The following is a 22,847-nucleotide window of genomic DNA, read 5'->3' as shown; positions in this document are numbered from 1 at the left end:
AATAAAAGTAACAATGAAAAAAGTAACCACTTTATTATCAACCTTAGCGTTGGCAACTACCCTGGCTGCTCAGAATCTTCCGCAGACGGAACGGCAATATCTTTCTGGTCACGGATGCGACGACATGGTAGAATGGGACTTCTTCTGTACCGATGGACGCAATTCCGGCAAGTGGACGAAGATTGGAGTTCCGTCCTGTTGGGAATTGCAAGGCTTTGGCACTTATCAGTATGGAATCACCTTTTACGGTAAAGCATTTCCCGAAGGAATCGCCGACGAAAAAGGAATGTATAAGTATGAGTTTGAAGTTCCCGAGAAGTTTCGCGGACAACAAGTGAATCTTGTTTTCGAAGCTTCCATGACAGATACGGAAGTGAAAGTGAACGGACGCAAAGTCGGCTCGAAACATCAGGGAGCTTTCTATCGCTTTTCATACAATGTCACGGATTTCCTTAAATACGGAAAGAAGAACCTGTTGGAAGTGACAGTAGCTAAAGAGAGCGAGAATGCAAGCGTAAACCTTGCCGAACGCCGTGCCGATTACTGGAACTTCGGCGGTATCTTCCGTCCTGTATTCCTGGAAGTGAAACCTGCTGTCAATTTACGTCATATTGCTATTGACGCACAAATGGACGGTTCTTTCCGCGCGAATTGTTATACAAATATTTCCAATGACGGAATGAGTATCTGTGCGCAAATCCAGGATAATAAAGGTAAAAAGCTAACTGAAACGACTGTACCGGTAAAAGCCGGTGGAGACTGGACTTCTATCCAACTGAATGTCTCTAATCCTGCCTTATGGACAGCAGAAACACCGAATCTTTATAAGGCACAGTTCTCTTTACTAGATAAGAACGGCAAAATATTGCATAACGAAACAGAAATATTCGGCTTCCGTACCATCGAAGTACGCAAAAGTGACGGGCTTTATGTAAATGGAGTACGTATCAATGTGCGTGGCGTCAACCGTCATAGTTTCCGCCCGGAAAGTGGTCGTACATTGAGCAAAACGAAGAATATCGAAGATGTTCTTTTGATAAAGAGTATGAATATGAACTCCGTCCGTTTAAGCCATTATCCTGCCGACCCTGAATTCCTGGAAGCGTGTGATTCTCTTGGTTTATACGTAATGGACGAACTGGGTGGTTGGCATGGCAAATACGACACTCCGACCGGAGTACGTCTGATTGAAGGCATGATAGAGCGTGATGTGAATCATCCTTCTATTATCTGGTGGAGCAATGGTAATGAAAAAGGTTGGAATACGGAACTGGATGGAGAATTCCATAAATACGACCCGCAGAAACGTCCGGTCATCCATCCGCAAGGTAATTTCTCCGGTTTTGAAACCATGCACTACCGCTCGTATGGAGAAAGTCAGAACTATATGCGTCTGCCGGAAATCTTTATGCCGACAGAATTCCTTCACGGTTTGTATGATGGCGGTCACGGTGCCGGTTTGTATGACTATTGGGAAATGATGCGCAAGCATCCCCGTTGTATCGGCGGCTTCTTATGGGTATTGGCAGACGAAGGCGTGAAACGTGTGGATATGGACGGCTTCATTGATAATCAAGGCAATTTTGGTGCTGACGGTATTGTAGGACCACATCATGAAAAGGAAGGTAGTTATTACACTATCAAGCAGTTATGGAGTCCGGTGCAAATAATGGATACCTCTATCGACAGACAGTTCAACGGTAAAATCTCTGTGGAAAACCGCTATGATTATCTGAACCTGAACACTTGCCGTTTCCTTTGGAAGCAAGTAAAATTCCCTTCGGCAACAGACGCTTCCAATACCGGCACTCAAGTTCTAAAACAAGGTGAAGTGCAAGGCAGTAATATCGCTGCTCATTCGGCAGGCGTCTTGGATATTAAAACAACTGTTCTTCCCGATGCGGACGCTCTCTTTGTGACAGCTATCGACAAATATGGACATGAACTCTGGCGTTGGACATTCCCGGTAGACAAATTGAACCAGTCAAAAGAAGAACTTTCTCCATTATCCAGCAAAGCAACTTACACCGAAACAGATAATGGTCTTACAGTAAAAGCAAACAATCGTACTTTTGTCTTTTCAAAGAAAGACGGTCAACTGAAAGGTGTATCCGTAAACAACCGCAAGATTAGTTTTGCCAACGGTCCCCGCTTTATCGGTGCCCGTCGTGCCGACCGTTCGTTAGACCAGTTCTACAACCACGATGATGAAAAGGCGAAAGAAAAAGACCGTACATACAGCGAATTCCCCGATGCGGCAGTGTTTACGAAACTGGACGTAAAAGAAGACGGTGGCAGCCTAATTGTTACCGCAAACTACAAATTAGGCAATTTGGATAAGGCACAATGGACAATTAACCCGAGCGGAGTAATGGCACTTGATTATACCTACAATTTCTCCGGAGTTGTCGATTTAATGGGAATCTGTTTTGATTATCCTGAAGAGCAGGTTATCAGTAAACGCTGGTTAGGGGCAGGTCCTTATCGTGTATGGCAGAACCGTATCCATGGTACGCAATATGACATTTGGGAGAACGATTACAATGATCCTATTCCGGGAGAGACCTTTACTTATCCCGAATTCAAAGGATATTTCAGCAATGTTTCCTGGATGAATATCCGTACTAAAGAAGGTACTATCTGTCTGACAAACGAAACGCCCGATACTTACATCGGAATATATCAACCCCGTGACGGTCGCGACCGTTTGCTTTATACGCTTCCCGAAAGTGGAATCTCTGTCTTGAATGTGATTCCGCCAGTACGTAACAAAGTAAACTCAACGGACTTGTGCGGTCCTTCTTCACAAGCCAAGTGGGTGAATGGCTCGCAAACGGGACGAATCGTTTTCCGGTTTATGGAATAAATGAAATAGCAGAAAGATAAGTTTTTTGCCGACACTTACAAAAAGAGCTTTCTTATTCAATGAGAAAGCTCTTTTTGTGTATTCTCTACCAATGACTATGAAATCTCAACTCTATATATCTTGCGACATTTTTGTATTTATTTTAAGTATTATACGGGGAAATACAAAAATGTGGCAGAGCTAGTAATCAGATTGTTAAGTCTGATATTACCCGTCTTTTAAGATAAGTTTACAAAAAACAATGGGATGATTTAGCCATTTTCTGAAGAAAAACTGCACTTTTCTTTCAATTGACTGTTTATCAATCATTTATCCTTATTTATTTCTCTTTCAGAATCACTATTGATTTACAGTTGAGCAACTGGTAAAATAGACTTGTGCAACCAATGAACTGCACTTGTGTAACAAGTAAGTTGCTCAAGTGCAACCGAATAATATATGCAGACGATTTAATTAATATATGCGGAGAAATAATTAGTTAATGCAGAAGAAATAATTAATACTACCTTATGATTTACTAAAACAATACTATTGTTTGAATTATTAAAAAGGAAAGTTTGAAAAAGGAATAACGGATAATGAGTACAAAACAGCCGGATTTTCGTCTTTACTTTAGTAAAAATAGATATTGAAATGAAAAGCCGACTAAAACAACAAATATTTGCAATTTCCCTATTGGCATGGATAGCTATAAGTCCTTCCGGTGCCCAACAAACACATTCGCTTCGCGAGCAATTCCTAAACCCGTCAAATGAAGCGAAACCTTGGACATTTTGGTATTGGATGTACGGTGCCGTGTCTAAAGAAGGAATTACAGCAGATTTGGAAGCTATGAAACATGCCGGACTGGGCGGAACTTATCTGATGCCTATCAGAAGTGTCGAAGAAGGGGCACAATATAATGGGAAAGCACAGCAGTTGACACCGGAGTGGTGGGATATGGTGCGTTTCAGCATGGAAGAGGCAGACCGTTTAGGGTTAAAACTTGGGATGCATATCTGTGACGGATTTGCCCTGGCAGGCGGTCCTTGGATTAGTCCGAAAGAATCCATGCAGAAAGTAGTTTGGAGTGATACAATCGTTGACGGTGGTAAGTTCAAGGCATTACGCTTGCCGCAGCCGGAAGCTTATGACAATTATTATGAAGATATAGCATTGTTTGCTCTTCCCGTAGATGGAGCGGTGGATGAAATGCCGGCAAAAATTACCTGTGCCAATACAGCTACAGGAAATCATATTGATTCACAAAAGACAGTGAATATGGATGCTTCAGGAGTGATTCGTTCCTCATATCCTTGCTATATCCAGTATGAATATGAAACTCCTTTCACATGTCGCAATATAGAAATTATTCTGAGTGGTAATAACTATCAGGCACACCGGTTGAAAGTGATGGCGAGCGACGATGGCATCAATTATCGTTTTGTGAAGCAATTAATTCCTGCCCGCCAAGGGTGGCAGAATACAGATGAAAATTCCACTCACGCTATTCCCGTAACAACAGCCCGTTATTTCCGTTTTTACTGGACACCGGAAGGAAGTGAACCCGGAAGTGAAGATATGGATGCTGCCAAATGGAAACCGAATCTGAAAATAAAGCAATTGCGCTTGCATCGTGAAGCCCGCCTGAACCAGTGGGAAGGAAAAGCCGGACTCGTATGGCGTGTGGCTTCCGCTACCAAAGAGACAGAAGTAGGGAAAAAGGACTGCTACACCCTTTCACAAGTTATCAACCTGAGCAATCAATTCAACAATAATTCAACAGGCGACTTTAAAGAGAAAACATTAACCGCTGTCCTGCCCAAAGGCAAATGGAAACTATTGCGCATGGGGCACACCGCTACCGGACATACCAATGCGACAGCCGGAGGCGGAAAGGGACTGGAATGTGACAAGTTTAATCCGGTTACTGTCCGCAAGCAATTCGACAATTGGTTTGCACAGGCATTTGTGAAAACAAACCCGGAAGTTGCACGTCGCGTACTGAAATATATGCATGTTGATAGTTGGGAATGTGGCAGCCAGAACTGGAGTACAAATTTTGCTATTGAATTCAAGAAACGTCACGGATACGACCTGATGCCTTATTTACCACTACTAGCAGGTATCCCGATGGAAAGTGCGGAACGCAGCGAAAAGATTCTGCGTGATGTACGTACGACTATATCCGAATTGGTTGTCGATGTTTTCTACAAAGTATTGGCAGATTGTGCCACAGAATATGACTGCCAATTCTCTGCGGAATGTGTAGCGCCTACTATGGTCAATGACGGACTACTACATTATCAAAAAGTAGACCTGCCGATGGGAGAGTTTTGGTTGAACAGCCCGACGCATGATAAACCCAATGATATGCTCGACGCTATCAGCGGGGCACATATATATGGAAAGAATATTATCCAGGCTGAAGGATTCACAGAAGTGCGCGGCACGTGGGACGAGCATCCCGGAATGCTGAAAACATTGCTCGACCGTAATTATGCCCTGGGTATTAATCGCCTTTTCTACCATGTATATGTACATAATCCGTGGCTGGACCGCAAACCCGGAATGACTTTGGAAGGCATCGGACTTTTCTTCCAGCGCGACCAGACTTGGTGGGACAAAGGCGCAAAAGCATTCTCCGATTATGCTACCCGTTGCCAGGCATTGCTGCAATACGGGCATCCGGTGACGGACATCGCTGTATTTACAGGAGAAGAAATCCCCCGGCGTTCTATATTGCCGGAACGTTTGGTTCCTTCTTTGCCGGGTATATTTGGGGCAGAACGGGGGGAAAGTGAGCGTATTCGGTTGGCAAATGAAGGACAGCCGCTACGTGTGCGTCCTGTTGGCGTAACACATTCTGCTAATATGGCTGACCCCGAAAAATGGGTGAATCCGCTTCGGGGATATGCTTATGATAGTTTTAATAAAGATGCCCTATTACGGTTGGCAAAAGCGGAAAATGGCAGAATGATATTGCCGGGTGGAGCCAGTTATAAAGTTCTGGTACTTCCGCTCGCCCGTCCGATGAATCCCGACCCGGTGGAGCTTTCGCCGGAAGTGAAGCAGAAGATTAATGAGTTGAAAGAAGCAGGCGTATTAATTCCTGCCATACCTTATAAGGAAGACGATTTTTCAGCATATGGCCTGGAACGTGATTTGATTGTACCGGCAGACATTGCCTGGACACATCGTCGTGGTGACTTGGGAGATATTTATTTTATAGCCAATCAAAGGGAAGAGACACGTACATTTACTGCGAGTATGCGTATCAACGGAAGTAAACCGGAATGTTGGAATCCCGTGACGGGCGAAATTGATACCAACCCTCTTTATGAGCTAAAAGATAACCGCACGGAAGTAACTCTGACATTAGCTCCCAATGAGTCCGTATTCGTTGTTTTTTCTACGGAAGGAATTAACAAAGATAGCGGGAACAATTCAAAAAAAGAAAAACAATGGAAAGAGAAAAAGAATCTTGCTAAAGAAATTCGGGAAATCCCTTTAGACATGGAAGAATACCAAATAAACTTTCTTAATACAGGAAAAGAGGTAACCCGGAAAACACTGTTTGACTGGAGTAAAGAAGGGGATGAACAGATTCGTTATTATTCGGGAACAGCCATTTATAAAACAACATTCCGCTGGAAAAACAAACTAAAGAAAGACGAGCAAGTTTATCTGAATTTGGGAAAGATATGCGATATGGCAACAGTTCGTTTGAATGGCGTAGATTGTGGTACTATCTGGACGGCTCCTTATCGGGCTGATATAACGGCAGCTTTGAAAAAAGGAGTAAACGAGCTTGAGATAGAAGTGACGAATACGTGGGCGAATGCATTGAAAGGAGCTGACGAAGGCAAAGCGCCATTTGATGGAATTTGGACAAACGCGAAATACCGCAGGGCGGAGAAAACTTTGCTTCCGGCAGGATTGCTCGGGCCTTTGAGTTTTTCTGTGACAGAGTAATCCACATAATCCGTGCCTAAACTCATCATAATAAATCACTTAAAAGATAAAGATATACTATAATGAAAAGTTCAATTATTAAAACAGGAACAATATTAGCAAGCTTTTTGCTTGCCGCCTGCCTGTCAACACATGCAGAAGTAAAACTGCCTGCAATCTTTTCCGATGGAATGGTGATGCAGCAACAGACAAATGCCAACCTTTGGGGTACGGCAACTCCGAACAAGAAAGTGACTGTCACTACCGGTTGGAACAACAAACAATATGTGGTGGCATCGGATAAAAACGGTGCATGGAAACTTGCTGTCTCCACTCCGGAAGCAGGCGGCCCCTATACAGTGACATTTGACGATGGAACTAAAAAGACATTGAATAATATTCTGATAGGCGAACTTTGGCTTTGTTCCGGACAAAGTAATATGGAAATGCCGATGAAAGGATTCAAGAATCAGCCGGTAGAAAATGCCAATATGGATATTCTTCACAGCAAGAATCCGCAAATCCGTCTGTTTACGGTGAAACGTACTTCTACGTTCACTCCACAGAATGACGTTATCGGCTCATGGAAAGAGGCAAACCCGACCAACGTCCGAGATTTCAGCGCAACAGCCTATTATTTCGGCAGACTGGTGAATGAAATAATAGATGTTCCGGTAGGATTGATAGTAGCAGCATGGGGCGGTTCAGCGTGCGAAGCCTGGATGACCGCTGACTGGCTGAAAGCCTTCCCCGACGCTAAAATCCCTCAATCGGAAGCGGATATAAAATCAAAGAACCGTACTCCGACTGTGCTTTACAATGGAATGTTGCATCCCCTTATCGGCATGACGATGAAAGGAGTGATATGGTATCAGGGTGAAGACAACTGGAATCGTGCCCATACGTATGCGGATATGTTTACTACATTGATTAACGGTTGGCGTGCCGAATGGAAACAAGGAGATTTTCCTTTTTACTATTGTCAGATAGCCCCATACGATTATGGAATCATCACGGAAAAAGGCAAAGAAGTCACAAATTCCGCCTACCTTCGGGAAGCACAATCGAAAGTTGAGCATCGTGTAGCGAATAGCGGCATGGCGGTATTGCTCGATGCCGGAATGGAGAAAGGAATCCATCCGTCAAAGAAGCAGGTTGCCGGAGAACGTCTGGCACTTCTTGCTTTGACCAAGACTTACGGAGTGGAAGGAGTGAATGGCGAAAGTCCTTATTATAAAAGCATTGAAATAAAGAATGACACGGTAGTCGTAAGCTTTGAACGTGCCGGTATGTGGATTAGCGGCAAGAACTGTTTCGAGTCGAAGAACTTTGAAGTGGCAGGTGAAGACAAAATATTCTATCCTGCGAAAGCTTGGATTGAGCGTAGCAAGATGCTCGTAAAAAGTGAGAAAGTCCCGCATCCGGTAGCTGTCCGGTATGGATTTAAGAACTATGTGGAAGGAGATGTATATTGCGACGGACTACCTTTAGGGTCTTTCCGTTCGGATAACTGGTGATTGGAATATGAAAAGATTTTATCTGATTATAACAATATTATTTATTGGCGTGTCGGCACTTTGGAGCCAACATGCCAATGTCGTTTGGAATACTCCCAGCCGTAACTCTTCCGAATCCATGCCTTGTGGCGGTGGGGATATTGGTATGAATATATGGGTGGAAGATGGTGACGTCCTGTTTTATGTAAGCCGTAGCGGTACATTCGACGAAAACAACTGCCAACTGAAACAAGGGCGTTTCCGTCTTCGGCTGTCACCTAATCCATTCAAAAATGCTACAGATTTCCGTCAGGAACTGAAATTGAAAGACGGTTATGTAGAGGTCGAAGCCGGTAGCGCGCAAATACAATTCTGGGTAGATGTTTTTCATCCGATCATTCATGTAGAGATAGCGAACGCACAGCCTGTACAGACAGAAGTTTCCTATGAGAACTGGCGTTATCAGAAACGTCCCATCCGAAAAGGAGAGGGACAACAATGTTCTTACAAATGGGCTCCCCCAAAAGGTACGGCAACAAGTGCGGACTTCGTTTCTTTGAAAGACAATGCATCTGGCAGGAAAAACCAACTTATATTTTATCATCGCAACCCCGAACTAACCGTTTTTGATGTTGTCGTAGCCCAACAAGGGATGGGCGAGGTGAAGCCACAAATGATGAATCCTCTGAAAAACCTGACTTTCGGCGGAACTCTTTTCGGTGAAAATCTGGAATTTACAGGTACTACGGACGATACATATGCCGGAACGGACTACCGTTCTTGGAATTTCCGCTCTTCCAAAACTTCCCGCAAAGAGCAGTTCTGCATTGTACTGCACACAGACCAGACAGAAACCATAGCGCAATGGGAACAAGGTCTGCAAACCGCTTTACAAAGAATTGCCCTGAAAGGGAAAAATTCCGCAAAGACCATCACGCAGGATAAGAAACAAACCCGTTTATGGTGGAACGCCTTTTGGCAACGTAGCTTTATCGTAGCAGAAGGAGAGGCACAGGAAATCACCCGAAACTATACACTTTTCCGTTACATGCTGGGATGCAACGCCTACGGTAGCGTACCGACGAAATTTAACGGCGGATTATTTACCTTCGACCCCTGCCATGTAGACGAAAAACAATCGTTTACCCCCGACTACCGGAAATGGGGTGGTGGCACAATGACTGCACAAAACCAACGACTGGTATATTGGCCGATGCTGAAAAGCGGTGATTATGACATGATGCGCGCCCAATTTTATTTTTATAACCGGATGCTGAAAAACGCAGAATTGCGCAGCCGTATATACTGGCAGCACAATGGAGCCTGCTTCAGTGAACAGATAGAGAACTTCGGTTTGCCTAATCCTGCGGAATATGGTTTCAAGCGTCCGGAGTGGTTCGACAAAGGATTGGAATATAATGCCTGGCTGGAATACGAATGGGATACAGTTCTCGAATTCTGCCAAATGATACTGGAAACAAAGAACTATGCGGATGCCGACATCACCCCTTATCTTCCTCTGATAGAAAGCTCGCTCACATTCTTCGACGAGCACTATCGCTTGCTTGCTTCCCGTCGTGGCAGGAAAGCGCTGGACGGTGACGGGCATCTGGTTCTTTTCCCCGGTTCCGCCTGCGAAACTTATAAGATGACCAATAATGCCAGCAGCACCATAGCAGCCTTACAGACCGTACTCGAAACATATGGAAAGAAAGAGGAAATGCTGAAAACAATTCCCCCGATTCCATTGCGATACATAGAAGTAAAAGATTCTTTGAACCCAGAATCCGTCCTCGAATTGAAACAGACGATTTCTCCTGCCGTAAGTTGGGAGCGCATCAACAACATAGAAACTCCGCAACTTTATCCTGTATTTCCGTGGCGAATCTACGGAGTAGGCAAGGAAAACTTGGAACTCGCCCGTAATACATATTTCCATGACCCGGACGCAATCAAGTTCCGTTCGCATACCGGATGGAAACAAGACAATATCTGGGCGGCCTGTCTGGGGCTGACTGAAGAAGCGAAAAGGCTGTCCCTTGCCAAGCTCTCCGACGGTCCGCACCGTTTTCCTGCTTTTTGGGGACCGGGATATGACTGGACTCCTGACCATAATTGGGGTGGTAGCGGTATGATAGGGCTTCAAGAGATGCTCTTGCAGACCAATAGCGAACAAATTCTTCTTTTCCCCGCATGGCCGAAAGAGTGGAATGTACATTTTAAACTGCATGCTCCGGGCAAGACTACGGTGGAAGCGACTCTGAAAAACGGAGAAGTGAAGGATTTGAAAGTCTTTCCGGAAAATAGAAAGAAAGACATTATTATAATGATAAAAGAATAAAATAATTAGGCATGGATTACACGGATTTCACGGTTCTAAAATTATGATTGCATATGGCAACAGCGTAATCCGTGCCTAAAAAAAGAAGCTATAAAAATAAAAGAGTTATGAATAAAAGACCGTTTTTAATCTTATCAGTTTTTCTGTTATTGTTCTCATTGACAGGGAAAGGACAAACAACAGAAACTTACCGTCCCGAAACATCGGTCGCCGGATTTATCCAGCTTTCCGGTAGCGGACGACAAGTGTATAATTTCAATCCGGGATGGCGATTCTTCAAAGGAGATATCCGTGGTGCGGAAGCTGTGAACTTTGACGACCGTTCCTGGGAAATAGTCTCTACTCCTCATACAGTGGAACTGATGCCTGCCGAAGCTAGCGGATGCCGTAACTATCAAGGTCCGGCATGGTATCGCAAGCATTTTGTAGTTCCCGCCGAGACCAAGGGACAACGGGTGTCGATTCATTTTGAAGCAGCCATGGGCAAGCTGATTATCTATCTGAACGGAAAACGTATCCAAGAGCATATTGGCGGCTATCTGCCATTTACGTTAGACTTGACCGCCAATGGTGTGCAGGCGGGAGACTCTTGCCTGCTTGCTGTCTTTACGGACAATAGTGATGATAAATCTTATCCCCCCGGCAAACGCCAATACACCCTGGATTTTGCTTATCACGGCGGTATCTACCGCGATGTATGGATGATTGCCAAATCTCCGGTAGCCATTACGGATGCTCTCGATTCGCAAACCGTTGCCGGTGGTGGAGTATTTGTACATTTCGATAAAATCAGTGAAAAGAGTGCGCAAGTTTACGTAAAGACAGAGTTACAAAATGATGCGCAACGTCAGGAATCTGTAACTGTAGAAACAACCCTGACCGATGCAGACGGAAAAGTAATCAAACGTACTTCCGGCAAACTCTCTCTGAAACCCGGAGAAAAGAAGTCTATCCAACAACAGATAGAAGTGAAGAACCCGAAATTATGGTCACCGGATACACCTTATTTATATAGAGTACAATCACGGATAAAGAAAGGCAATCAGTCCATCGACGGTGGAATTACCCGTGCTGGTATCCGTCTTGCCGAATTCCGTGGAAAAGACGGTTTCTGGCTGAATGGAAAACCTTTCGGACAACTGGTAGGTGCCAACCGCCACCAGGATTTTGCCTATGTAGGCAATGCTTTGCCCAACTCCCAGCAGTGGCGTGACGCAAAGCGTCTGCGTGATGCAGGATGCACTATTATTCGTGTGGCTCACTACCCGCAAGACCCTTCCTTTATGGATGCCTGTGACGAACTGGGAATGTTTGTCATTGTAGCCACTCCGGGATGGCAATATTGGAATAAAGACCCCAAATTTGGAGAACTGGTTCATCAGAATACCCGTGAGATGATTCGCCGTGACCGTAACCATCCGTCTGTACTGATGTGGGAGCCGATTCTGAATGAAACCCGCTATCCACTCGATTTTGCCTTGAAGGCATTGGAAATAACCAAAGAAGAATATCCTTATCCGGGACGTCCCGTAGCTGCTGCCGATGTACATTCGGCAGGCGTGAAAGAACATTATGACGTAGTTTACGGTTGGCCGGGAGACGATGAAAAAGCAGACAGACCGGAACAATGCATCTTCACCCGTGAATTCGGAGAAAATGTGGATGACTGGTACGCTCACAATAACAACAACCGTGCAAGCCGCAGTTGGGGGGAACGTCCGCTACTCGTGCAGGCACTATCTTTGGCAAAAAGCTACGATGAAATGTATCGTACCACAGGACTGTTTATCGGTGGCGCCCAATGGCATCCGTTCGACCACCAGCGCGGTTATCATCCCGACCCTTATTGGGGCGGCATCTATGACGCTTTCCGTCAGAAGAAATATGCTTATGAAATGTTCCGTAGCCAGTCACCTGCCAGCCTTGAGCATCCGTTGGCTGAATGTGGTCCGATGGTATTTATCGCACATGAAATGTCACAGTTCTCTGATAAGGACGTAGTTGTATTCAGTAATTGCGACTCAGTCCGCCTTTCCATCTACGACGGAACAAAGACATGGACGCAACCTGTGGTTCACGCAAAGGGGCATATGCCTAATGCACCTGTCATTTTCAACGATGTCTGGGATTTCTGGGAAGCACGCGGATACAGTTATACCCAAAAGAATTGGCAGAAAGTCAATATGGTTGCCGAAGGTATCATCAACGGGAAAGTGGTATGTACACAAAAGAAAATGCCTTCCCGCCGTTCTACCAAACTGCGTATGTATGTAGACACTCAGAAAGTAAATCTGGTAGCAGACGGTTCCGATTTTATTGTAGTAGTTGCCGAAGTGACCGATGATAGCGGAAACGTGCGTCGTCTGGCAAAGGAAAATATCATATTTACGGTAGAGGGCGAAGGGGAGATTATCGGAGATGCCACAATCAATGCCAATCCCAGCGCTGTTGAATTCGGCTCGGCTCCCGTATTGATTCGTTCTACACGGAAAGCCGGAAAGATAAAAGTGAAAGCCCATGTCCAGTTTGAAGGTACACAGGCACCGACGGCTGCCGAACTGGAATTTGAAAGTATCCCGGCAGAGCTTCCTTTTTGTTATGAAGAACAGGCTATGGCTTCATCAACCATAAAAACAGACTTGTCAAAAAGTAAATCCGAAGGAAAAATAAAGTTGACAGAAGAAGAACGCCAACGGGTATTGGATGAAGTAGAACGTCAGCAGACTGAATTTGGAACTGAAAAATAGAATGAGAAAAGATAAGAAGATAGTGATTTTAGCTCACTATCTTCAAAAAAAAGATTACCTTTGACTGCATTTAATTCCAATTAGTACCCTAAATGAGAAAACGGAATATTCTAATACTATTACTGTCGATGATGGGCGTCTGTGCTTTTGCCTATCCGAATATGATTGTAGAACACTACACAGCAGAACGGGGTTTGCCCAATAATATTGTTAACTGTACATTAAAGGGAACAGACGGCTTTGTCTGGTTTGGCACCTGGTATGGATTATGTAGTTTTGACGGAACAAAATTCCGTTCATATGATAACCGCGACGGTTTTTATTCCGCCGATATCCCCCCTCGCAAGATTCAACGTATTGTAGAAGATAAAAACGGTTTCCTGTGGATTAAGACCATCGACCGTAAACTTTATCTGTTCGACAAGCGGCATGAGAGTTTTCACGCTGTTTATGACGATGTGAAAGAATACTCCGAAAATATCCAGATAATTAAAATTCAGACGACAGAAGACGGAGATGTCCTGCTACTGACCAAAGACAAGAGCCTTCTGCGTGCCTATACCGACAAAGAAGGCAAGATTACAATGAAGCAGTTGCATGATTCACGCCCCAATGTGAACGTCTATGATATGCGCTTGAAACATAACGTATTTTGTGAAACAACTGAATTCATCAACTGGATTGGTATGGATTATCAGATTTTGTCTCTTAGAAAAGGCAAAGCCCTGAGAGATAAGCCTGCTGACTTTATACAGAAAAAGATTTCTGCCAATCCCGAACAGTTCACTTGCGCTTCTTATAATGCCAAATTCTTATGGCTGGGAGACAAAAACGGTCATATTTACAGCATTGACCCGCAAAACGGAGTCGTGAACCGCTACGAAATACCGGAAATCGAACAGCCTGTCTCTAATATACTGGTTACAGAATCCGGCTTGATGTATATCACCACGAATGAAGGAACCTACGAATACAATATCGGCTACAAGCAACTAACCAAACTTCCGTTTACCATTCCCGAAAAAGATGGCGGAATCATATTCTACGATAAATATGACAAGATATGGTTTCAGGAAGGGAATCATGCTTTGACTTACTATGACCCTCTGAACAAAAGCAACCACCGTTTTACATTTCCCAATCAGAACAAGGCCATCGGAAACTTCGAAATGCAGGATGCCGGCGAACAAGGCATGTTTTTCCTGACTCCGGGAGGGGAGATACTTCTGTTCGATAGGGATAAGCTGGAAATGACACGTATCAACCAGATGAAGCCTTTCTCTGATGATATTCCCGACCAACTTTTTTTCCATCTTCTTCTGGATAAGGATGGAATTCTATGGTTAGCGTCTACAAGCAGCGGAGTATATAGGGTGAACTTCCCCAAAAAACAGTTCCAGTTATTGACCGAAGTATCTCCCGTACCCGTAACAACCGAAAGGCCGACTTCCTGGAACCAGGGAATACGTGCCCTCTTCCAGGCACAGAATGGTGACATTTGGGTGGGAACCCGTTGGCAGACTTTGTATCGTCTGGACCGCAACGGACAAGTGAAACAGATTTTCTCGGACAAAAACTATCTATTGGGAGCCGTCTATCATATAATGGAAGATAAAGACGGCAATCTCTGGTTTTCTACCAAAGGTAACGGACTCGTCAAAGCCGAACCGGACATGAATTCACCTCATGGCTTGCGTTTTACCCGTTACAAGAATGACCCTAAGAATCCGAACTCTATCAGCAACAATGATGTGTACTTCACTTATCAGGATAGCCGTGGACGTATCTGGGTAGGACTATTGGGCGGCGGACTGAACCTTCTTTCCGAAGAAAACGGAGAGATTGTCTTTATACATAAATATAACGGGCTAAAACAATACCCACCCTACGGTCTTTATATGGAAGTGCGCACAATGACGGAAGACGAAAACGGACGTATTTGGGTGGGAACAATGGATGGCTTGATGTCTTTTGACGGGCATTTTACCGTACCCGAACAAATTCAGTTTGAAACCTATCGTCAGGTCAGCGAACGTTCCAACGTAGCGGACAATGATATTTATGTATTGTATAAGGATACTGATTCACAAATCTGGGTAAGTGTGTTTGGTGGCGGACTGAACAGGCTGGTGCGATATGATAAGGAAAAGCATGAACCGATTTTCAAATCTTACGGCATACGTGAAGGTATGAACAACGATGTAGTCAAATCAATCGTAGAAGATAAGAACGGTAATCTGTGGTTCACGACAGAAATAGGTTTGTCCTGCTTCAATAAAGCTACCGAGCAATTCCGCAACTACGACAAATATGACGGTTTCCTGAACGTGGAAATGGAAGAGGGGAGTGCGCTCCGTACATTGAACGGCGACTTATGGATTGGCACCCGGCAGGGAATCCTGGCATTTTCGCCCGATAAACTGGAAACGCAACATACCAACTATGATACGCGCATCGTAGACTTTAAGGTGTCCAACCGGGATTTGCGTAGTTTTCAGGATTGCCCGATTTTGAAAGAATCCATCACATACACTGATGCGATCCGGCTGAACTACAATCAATCCATGTTCACGATAGAATTTGCCGCCTTGAATTTCTACAATCAGAACCGGGTGTCTTATCGTTATATACTCGAAGGATATGAGAAAGAATGGCACTATAACGGTAAGAACCGCATCGCTTCTTACACCAACGTCCCACCGGGCGACTATACATTCCGCGTAGAAACTATCGACGAAGCGAACCCGGAACTTGTTTCCGACTGTACTTTGGCTGTCACTATCCTTCCACCCTGGTGGTTGAGTTGGTGGGCTACTCTAATCTATGTAATTCTTGGGCTGGCAGCTCTCTATTTCGGTCTGCGCCTGGCTTTCTTCATGCTTAAAATGAAGAATGATATCTATATTGAACAAAAGGTTTCGGAAATGAAAATCAAGTTCTTTACCAATATCTCCCACGAGCTCCGTACTCCTCTGACATTGATTAAAGGCCCGATACAAGAATTGAAGGAACGTGAAAAATTATCTCCGAAAGGATTGCAATATGTAGAATTGATGGAGAAGAACACCAATCAGATGTTGCAGTTAGTCAATCAGATTCTCGATTTCAGGAAGATTCAGAATGGCAAGATGCGCTTGCATGTTTCCTTGATTGATTTCAATGAAATGATAGCCTCTTTCCAAAAAGAGTTCCGCGTACTATCGGAAGAAAATGAAATCAGTTTCACATTCCAATTGCCGGATGAAGCGATTATGGTATGGGCAGACAAGGAAAAATTGAGCATTGTAGTCCGTAATATCATATCGAACGCATTCAAGTTTACACATGCCGGTGGAAGTATCCATGTCACTGCAGGATTGACGGATGATGGGAAACGCTGTTATGTGCGGGTAGAAGATAACGGGGAAGGGATTCCGCAAAACAAGCTGACTGAAATATTCGAACGCTTCTCGCAAGGGGAGAATACGAAGAATCCCTATTATCAAGGTACAGGTATCGGTTTGGCTCTTTCCAAAGAGATAGTCAACCTGCATCACGGACTTATCCGTGCGGAAAGCCCGGATGGACAGGGCGCTGTATTTATAGTGGAACTTTTGATGGACAAGGAACATTACCGCCCGTCGGAAGTTGATTTCTATGTCAGCGATACGGAAGCAGCTCCGGTAACTTCCGATGAAGAAACTGAAAATATTTCTTCCATAGAAGGAACAGAAGACGAACCCGAATTTGACGCTTCATTGCCCACTCTTTTGTTGGTGGAAGATAATAAAGACCTCTGCCAATTGATAAAACTTCAATTAGAGGATAAATTCAATATCCATATTGCCAATAATGGGGTGGAAGGATTGAAGAAAGTACATCTGTATCACCCCGACATTGTGGTGACCGACCAGATGATGCCGGAAATGGATGGTTTGGAAATGTTGCAGGCTATCCGTAAGGACTTCCAAATCAGCCATATCCCGGTGATTATCCTGACCGCGAAGAATGATGAAGGCGCCAAGACAAAAGCAATTACACTGGGAGCGAACGCTTATATCACAAAACCATTCAGCAAGGAATACCTGTTGGCACGTATCGACCAATTGCTCGCCGAACGGAAAATATTCCGTGAACGTATCCGCCAGCAAATGGAAAATCAGACAACGACGCAAGAGGACAGCTACGAACAGTTCTTGGTAAAGAAAGACGTGCAATTCCTCGAAAAGATTCATCAGGTAATTGAGGAAAACATGGATGACAGTGACTTCAATATAGACACGATAGCTTCCGGCATCGGCTTGAGCCGTTCGGCATTCTTCAAGAAGTTGAAGAGCCTTACCGGACTGGCACCCGTAGACCTGGTAAAAGAGATCCGTCTGAACAAATCCATCGAACTGATAAAGAACACGGATTTAAGTGTTTCCGAAGTTGCATTTGCTGTCGGATTCAAAGATTCGGGGTATTATAGCAAGTGTTTCCGGAAGAAATATAACCAGACCCCTCGTGAATATATGAATGAATGGCGGAAAGGAGAGAAATAACCGATTACAAAATGCTTTCTTAATCGTCTTTTTAGAAAACCTATTAAGATTCGAAAGAATGAATAACATCAAGAAAGTATTATCAGCGTGGATGCTGGTTGCCTGTGTACTCCCTGCGGCAGCACAGTATCCTGTGATTCCGGACTCAGTAAAGGCACGAGGAGCAAAACAAGAAGCGGAGTTCGAACAGAAGTCAGATGCGGCATGGGAAAAAGCCTTGCCGACAGTTTTGCAAGAAGCACAAAAAGGACGTCCCTACAAGCCGTGGGCTTCCAAACCGGAAGATTTGATAAAGAGTAATATTCCCGCTTTCCCCGGTGCGGAAGGTGGCGGTATGTACACTCCCGGCGGTCGTGGGGGAAAGGTAATCGTAGTTACTTCCCTCGAAGATTCGGGAGCCGGAACACTTCGGGAAGCCTGCGAAACCGGTGGCGCACGTATCATCGTTTTCAACGTATCGGGTGTAATCCGTTTGAAAAGCCCGATTAGCGTGCGTGCCCCTTATGTGACGATTGCCGGTCAGACAGCACCCGGAGACGGTATTTGTGTGACAGGCCAGTCCTTTCTGATTGATACGCATGATGTTGTTATCCGTCATATGCGTTTCCGCCGTGGTGCGCAAGATGTAGCATTCCGTGATGATGCGGTGGGTGGAAATGCAGTGGGAAATATTATGATTGACCATTGCTCGGCAAGTTGGGGACTGGATGAGAATATGTCTATCTACCGCCATGTATATAACAGGGGAGCAGACGGGCATGGATTGAAACTTCCGACTGTGAATATCACCATTCAGAATTCCGTATTCTCCGAAGCATTGGATGCTTACAACCATGCGTTCGGTGCTACTATCGGTGGGCATAACAGTATGTTCTGCCGTAATCTCTTTGCTTCCAATATCAGCCGTAACAGTTCGGTAGGTATGGACGGCGACTTCAACTTCGTCAACAACGTTGTTTTCAACTGGTGGAATCGTTCCGTAGATGGGGGAGATAACAAGAGTTTCTACAACATGATTAATAATTACTTCAAACCGGGTCCTATCACTCCGTTGGATAAGCCAATTTCGTACCGTATCCTCAAACCGGAAGCCGGACGAGACAAAAGCCGGCCTTTGTCTTTTGGAAAAGCTTATGTGAACGGGAATATCGTTCATGGCAATGCCAAAGTGACAAAGAACAATTGGGACGGTGGCGTGCAACTCGCCAGTGAAGTGGATACCGAAAAGTTCCTGCCGCAAATAAAAGTGGACGAACCGTTCAAAATGTCTCCCGTGACGGTCATGGATACCAAAAAAGCGTATAATTTTGTATTGGATAATGTAGGAGCCAACTTCCCGAAACGCGATGCCGTAGATGCCCGTGTCATCAAGACTGTGCAGACAGGAAAAGCCATTTATGTAAAAGACGCGCCTGAGTTTGTCTCTCCTTATGTGAAGAGACGCTTACCTGCCGATTCTTATAAACTGGGAATCATTACAGATATTCGTCAAGTGGGCGGACTTCCCGAATATAAGGGGGAACCCTATGTCGATACGGATGGCGACGGTATGCCGGATGTCTGGGAAACCGCTAACGGACTGAATCCGAACGACCCGACTGACGCTGTGAAAGATTGTAATGGTGACGGTTATACCAACATCGAAAAATACATTCATGGTATAGATACAAAGAAGAAAGTGGACTGGACAGATTTGAAGAACAATCACGATACACTGTCCAAGCGAAAAAGTTTATTTTAGCCAAATGAATAGATTATAAAGTTTATTGTAATGAACATACAAATAAGAACTATCCTTTTGGGATTATTGGGTATTGGGTTTGCGCAGAGTCATGCGCAAACCTTTGCTTTGCAGGTAAAGGATGACCAAATCACTTATCTGACCGATGAGAGGGGAAACCGAATTCTTGATTTCTCCACTTGCGGTTATCAGGCATCCGAACAGGATATTCCTTCCGTTCGGAATGTGGTGTTTGTGCCTTGGAAGGCAGGAGATAACACTGCACGCATCCAACGTGCCATCGACTACGTAGCGTCACTAACTCCCGATGCTTCCGGTTTTCGCGGAGCCGTATTACTGGACAAGGGAGAATTTTCTTTATCCGGCAGTATCCGTATTGCTACGTCGGGAGTCGTACTGCGGGGAATGGATAAAGAGAAAACAGTACTGTTGAAGAAAGGAGTAGACAGGGGTTCGCTTATCTATGTAGAAGGGACGGATGACCTGAATATGCAGGATACATTGCAGGTGCTTTCCAAATACGTTCCGGTAAATACAAGAACATTGGAAGTAGCTTTAGGAACTTCTCTGAAGAAAGGTGACCGGATAATGGTAACCCGCCCTTCCGGGAAAGAATGGATTGCTTCCTTAGGCTGCGACATCTTTGGTGGTGGAATTAGTGCTTTAGGATGGAAAGAGGGCGATATGGATTTGACTTGGGACAGGACTATTACCGAAGTGAATGGCAATCAAATCACATTGGATGCCCCATTGACTGTCGCTTTGGACGCCCAATATGGTACTTCTTCCATCGTGACCTACCAATGGAACGGACGTATCAATCATTGTGGAGTAGAGAATATGACATTGGTTTCCGATTATGATAGACTTTATCCCAAAGACGAAGACCATTGTTGGACAGGTATCTCCATCGAAGATGCGGAAAATTGCTGGGTAAGAATGGTTAATTTCAAGCATTTTGCGGGAAGTGCCGTTATAGTTCAGCGTACAGGTTCCAAAATTACCGTTGAGGACTGTATTTCAAGAGAGCCTGTTTCTGAGATTGGCGGAATGCGCCGTTGTACTTTCCATACGTTGGGACAGCAGACCTTATTCCAACGTTGCTATTCAGAGCAAGGAATCCATGACTTTGCTGCCGGATACTGTGCAGCCGGGCCCAATGCTTTCGTACAATGTGATTCGTATGAGTCTCTAGGATTCAGCGGTTCCATTGATGCTTGGGCATGCGGATTACTGTTTGATGTGGTCAATATCGACGGACATAATCTCACATTCAAGAACTTGGGACAAGATAAGAACGGGGCCGGATGGAATACGGCAAATAGCCTGTTCTGGCAGTGTACCGCCGCAGAAATCGAATGTTATGCTCCGGCAAAAGATGCAAAGAACCGTGCATACGGTTGCTGGGCGCAGTTCTCAGGAGATGGTGAATGGGCGCAGTCCAATAATCATGTACAGCCACGCAGTATCTTTTATGCCCAATTGGCAGACCGATTGCAAAAAGAAGGTGCTGAACGTGCCCGTATCCTGCCTAGAAATACAAGTGCAACGAGTAGTCCTACCGTAGAAGTGGCTATGAAACTGGCAAAAGAAGCCTATATTCCTCGCCTGACATTGGAACACTGGATTGAAGAAAAGAAGTTTTCTCCTTCGGTAGCGTCAGCCGGAGTGAAATCAATAGAGGACATCCAAGAGAAAAAGATTCCTTCAAACTCAAAGATGTTCTCGACTCAACCGGAAGTAACCATTGCCAATGGACGTATCCAAATGGACGGCACTTTGCTGGTAGGTGGCAGTCATACCACTCCCTGGTGGAATGGAAGACTCAAAACCTGTTTCTTGAAAAAGGCAAGTCCTGCCATTACCCGCTTTGTTCCGGGACGTGAAGGACTGGGGCTGACGGACCGTATTGATTCTGTCGTCAACTTTATGAAGCAGAAGAACATTCTTGTCTTTGACCAAAATTACGGACTATGGTATGACCGCCGCCGGGACGACCATGAACGTGTTCGTCGTCGGGATGGAGATGTATGGGGACCTTTCTACGAACAGCCTTTCGGACGTAGTGGTCAGGGAACTGCCTGGGAAGGGTTAAGCAAGTATGACTTGAACCGCCCTAACGCATGGTATTGGGCACGATTGAAGGAATTTGCGGAAAAAGGGAGTGAAGACGGACTGCTTTTATTTCACGAAAACTACTTCCAGCATAATATCATAGAAGCCGGCGCACACTGGGTGGATAGTCCGTGGAGAAGCAGCAACAATATCAACCAGACCGGATTCCCGGAACCTGTTCCGTTTGCCGGAGACAAACGAATCTTCGTGGCAGATATGTTCTACGATATTACTCATCCGGTACGTCGCGAGCTGCACAGGCAATATATCCGTCAATGTCTGGATAACTTCGCTGATAATTCGAATGTCATCCAACTGACAAGCGCTGAATTCACAGGTCCGTTGCACTTTGTGCAGTTTTGGCTGGATGTCATAGCCGAGTGGGAAGCGGAAACCGGCAAGAAGGCAAAAGTTGCATTGAGTACAACAAAAGATGTGCAGGATGCCATTCTGGCAGATTCTAAACGGGCTGCCGTGGTAGACATTATTAACATCCGCTATTGGCATTACAAGACGGATGGAATCTTTGCACCGGAAGGCGGAAAGAATATGGCTCCCCGCCAGCATATGCGTAAAATGAAAGTAGGGAAAGTTACTTTCAGTGAAGCATACAAAGCGGTAAATGAGTATCGTCAGAAATATCCTCAGAAGGCAGTGACATTCTATGCACAGAATTATCCGGCTATGGGATGGGCAATATTCATGGCGGGTGGTTCATGTCCTGTAATTCCGTGCACGGATAAAGTCTTTCTAAGGGATGCTGCAATAATGGAAGTGGAAGAAACGAATACCGATGAGTACAAGAAATTGGTAAAATCTGATATTGGAAGTATCATTTATTCCAAGTCGGGAACAGATATTCCTATTCAATTATCGTCCGGAAAGTATGCATTAAAGTACATTCACCCAAGCTCCGGAAAGATGGAAATTATCAATAAATCACTGAAAATAAACGGATTATATAATCTAAAGGTACCAGATAAGAAAGAAGGTATTTATTGGTTCCATAAGCTATAAAACAAAAAATCCCGCTGAAGGCAAATCAGCGGGATTTTTCTTTTTCATCAGTAATTTCTAGTAAAAGA

At 44.7% G+C, this 22,847-nt stretch carries 8 protein-coding genes; all 8 read left to right on the top strand.

Annotation, left to right across the window (positions count from 1 at the left end; translation table 11 throughout):
- The first annotated feature begins 13 nt into the window (after positions 1 to 13).
- The 8 genes from CLIN57ABFB40_RS06835 (at position 14) to CLIN57ABFB40_RS06800 (ending at position 22,779) form a co-directional block, all read left to right on the top strand.
- Complete coding sequence (locus tag CLIN57ABFB40_RS06835; protein ID WP_175629446.1) at positions 14 to 2,866, top strand: glycoside hydrolase family 2 protein; 2,853 nt, start codon at positions 14 to 16, stop codon at positions 2,864 to 2,866.
- Positions 2,867 to 3,532: 666 nt separating this feature from the next.
- Positions 3,533 to 6,820 carry a glycosyl hydrolase gene (locus CLIN57ABFB40_RS06830; protein WP_410489602.1) on the top strand — a complete coding sequence of 1,096 codons (3,288 nt, stop codon included), beginning with the start codon at positions 3,533 to 3,535 and terminating at the stop codon, positions 6,818 to 6,820.
- Between the two features lie 62 nt (positions 6,821 to 6,882).
- Positions 6,883 to 8,316, top strand: a complete 1,434-nt coding sequence (locus tag CLIN57ABFB40_RS06825; protein ID WP_175629444.1) for a sialate O-acetylesterase — start codon at positions 6,883 to 6,885, stop codon at positions 8,314 to 8,316.
- A gap of 7 nt (positions 8,317 to 8,323) precedes the next feature.
- Positions 8,324 to 10,636: a DUF5703 domain-containing protein gene (locus tag CLIN57ABFB40_RS06820; protein WP_175629443.1), complete on the top strand. Its 2,313-nt coding sequence runs from the start codon at positions 8,324 to 8,326 to the stop codon at positions 10,634 to 10,636.
- A 107-nt stretch (positions 10,637 to 10,743) separates the two neighbouring features.
- Positions 10,744 to 13,383 carry a glycoside hydrolase family 2 protein gene (locus CLIN57ABFB40_RS06815; protein ID WP_175629442.1) on the top strand — a complete coding sequence of 880 codons (2,640 nt, stop codon included), beginning with the start codon at positions 10,744 to 10,746 and terminating at the stop codon, positions 13,381 to 13,383.
- Between the two features lie 92 nt (positions 13,384 to 13,475).
- Entirely contained in the window at positions 13,476 to 17,906 is a 4,431-nt protein-coding gene (locus tag CLIN57ABFB40_RS06810) for a two-component regulator propeller domain-containing protein (RefSeq protein WP_410489589.1), read from the top strand.
- 58 nt (positions 17,907 to 17,964) lie between these two features.
- Positions 17,965 to 19,647: a polysaccharide lyase gene (locus tag CLIN57ABFB40_RS06805; RefSeq protein ID WP_175629441.1), complete on the top strand. Its 1,683-nt coding sequence runs from the start codon at positions 17,965 to 17,967 to the stop codon at positions 19,645 to 19,647.
- 30 nt (positions 19,648 to 19,677) lie between these two features.
- A complete protein-coding gene (locus CLIN57ABFB40_RS06800) occupies positions 19,678 to 22,779 on the top strand; it encodes a DUF6298 domain-containing protein (RefSeq protein ID WP_175629440.1) in 3,102 nt (1,033 codons plus the stop codon).
- Positions 22,780 to 22,847 lie beyond the last annotated feature (68 nt).

The sequence above is a fragment of the Bacteroides acidifaciens genome (assembly GCF_903181435.1).
GTDB lineage: Bacteria > Bacteroidota > Bacteroidia > Bacteroidales > Bacteroidaceae > Bacteroides.
Note: the sequence above shows the minus strand (reverse complement) of the source record. Positions and strands in the feature narration are given on the sequence as shown.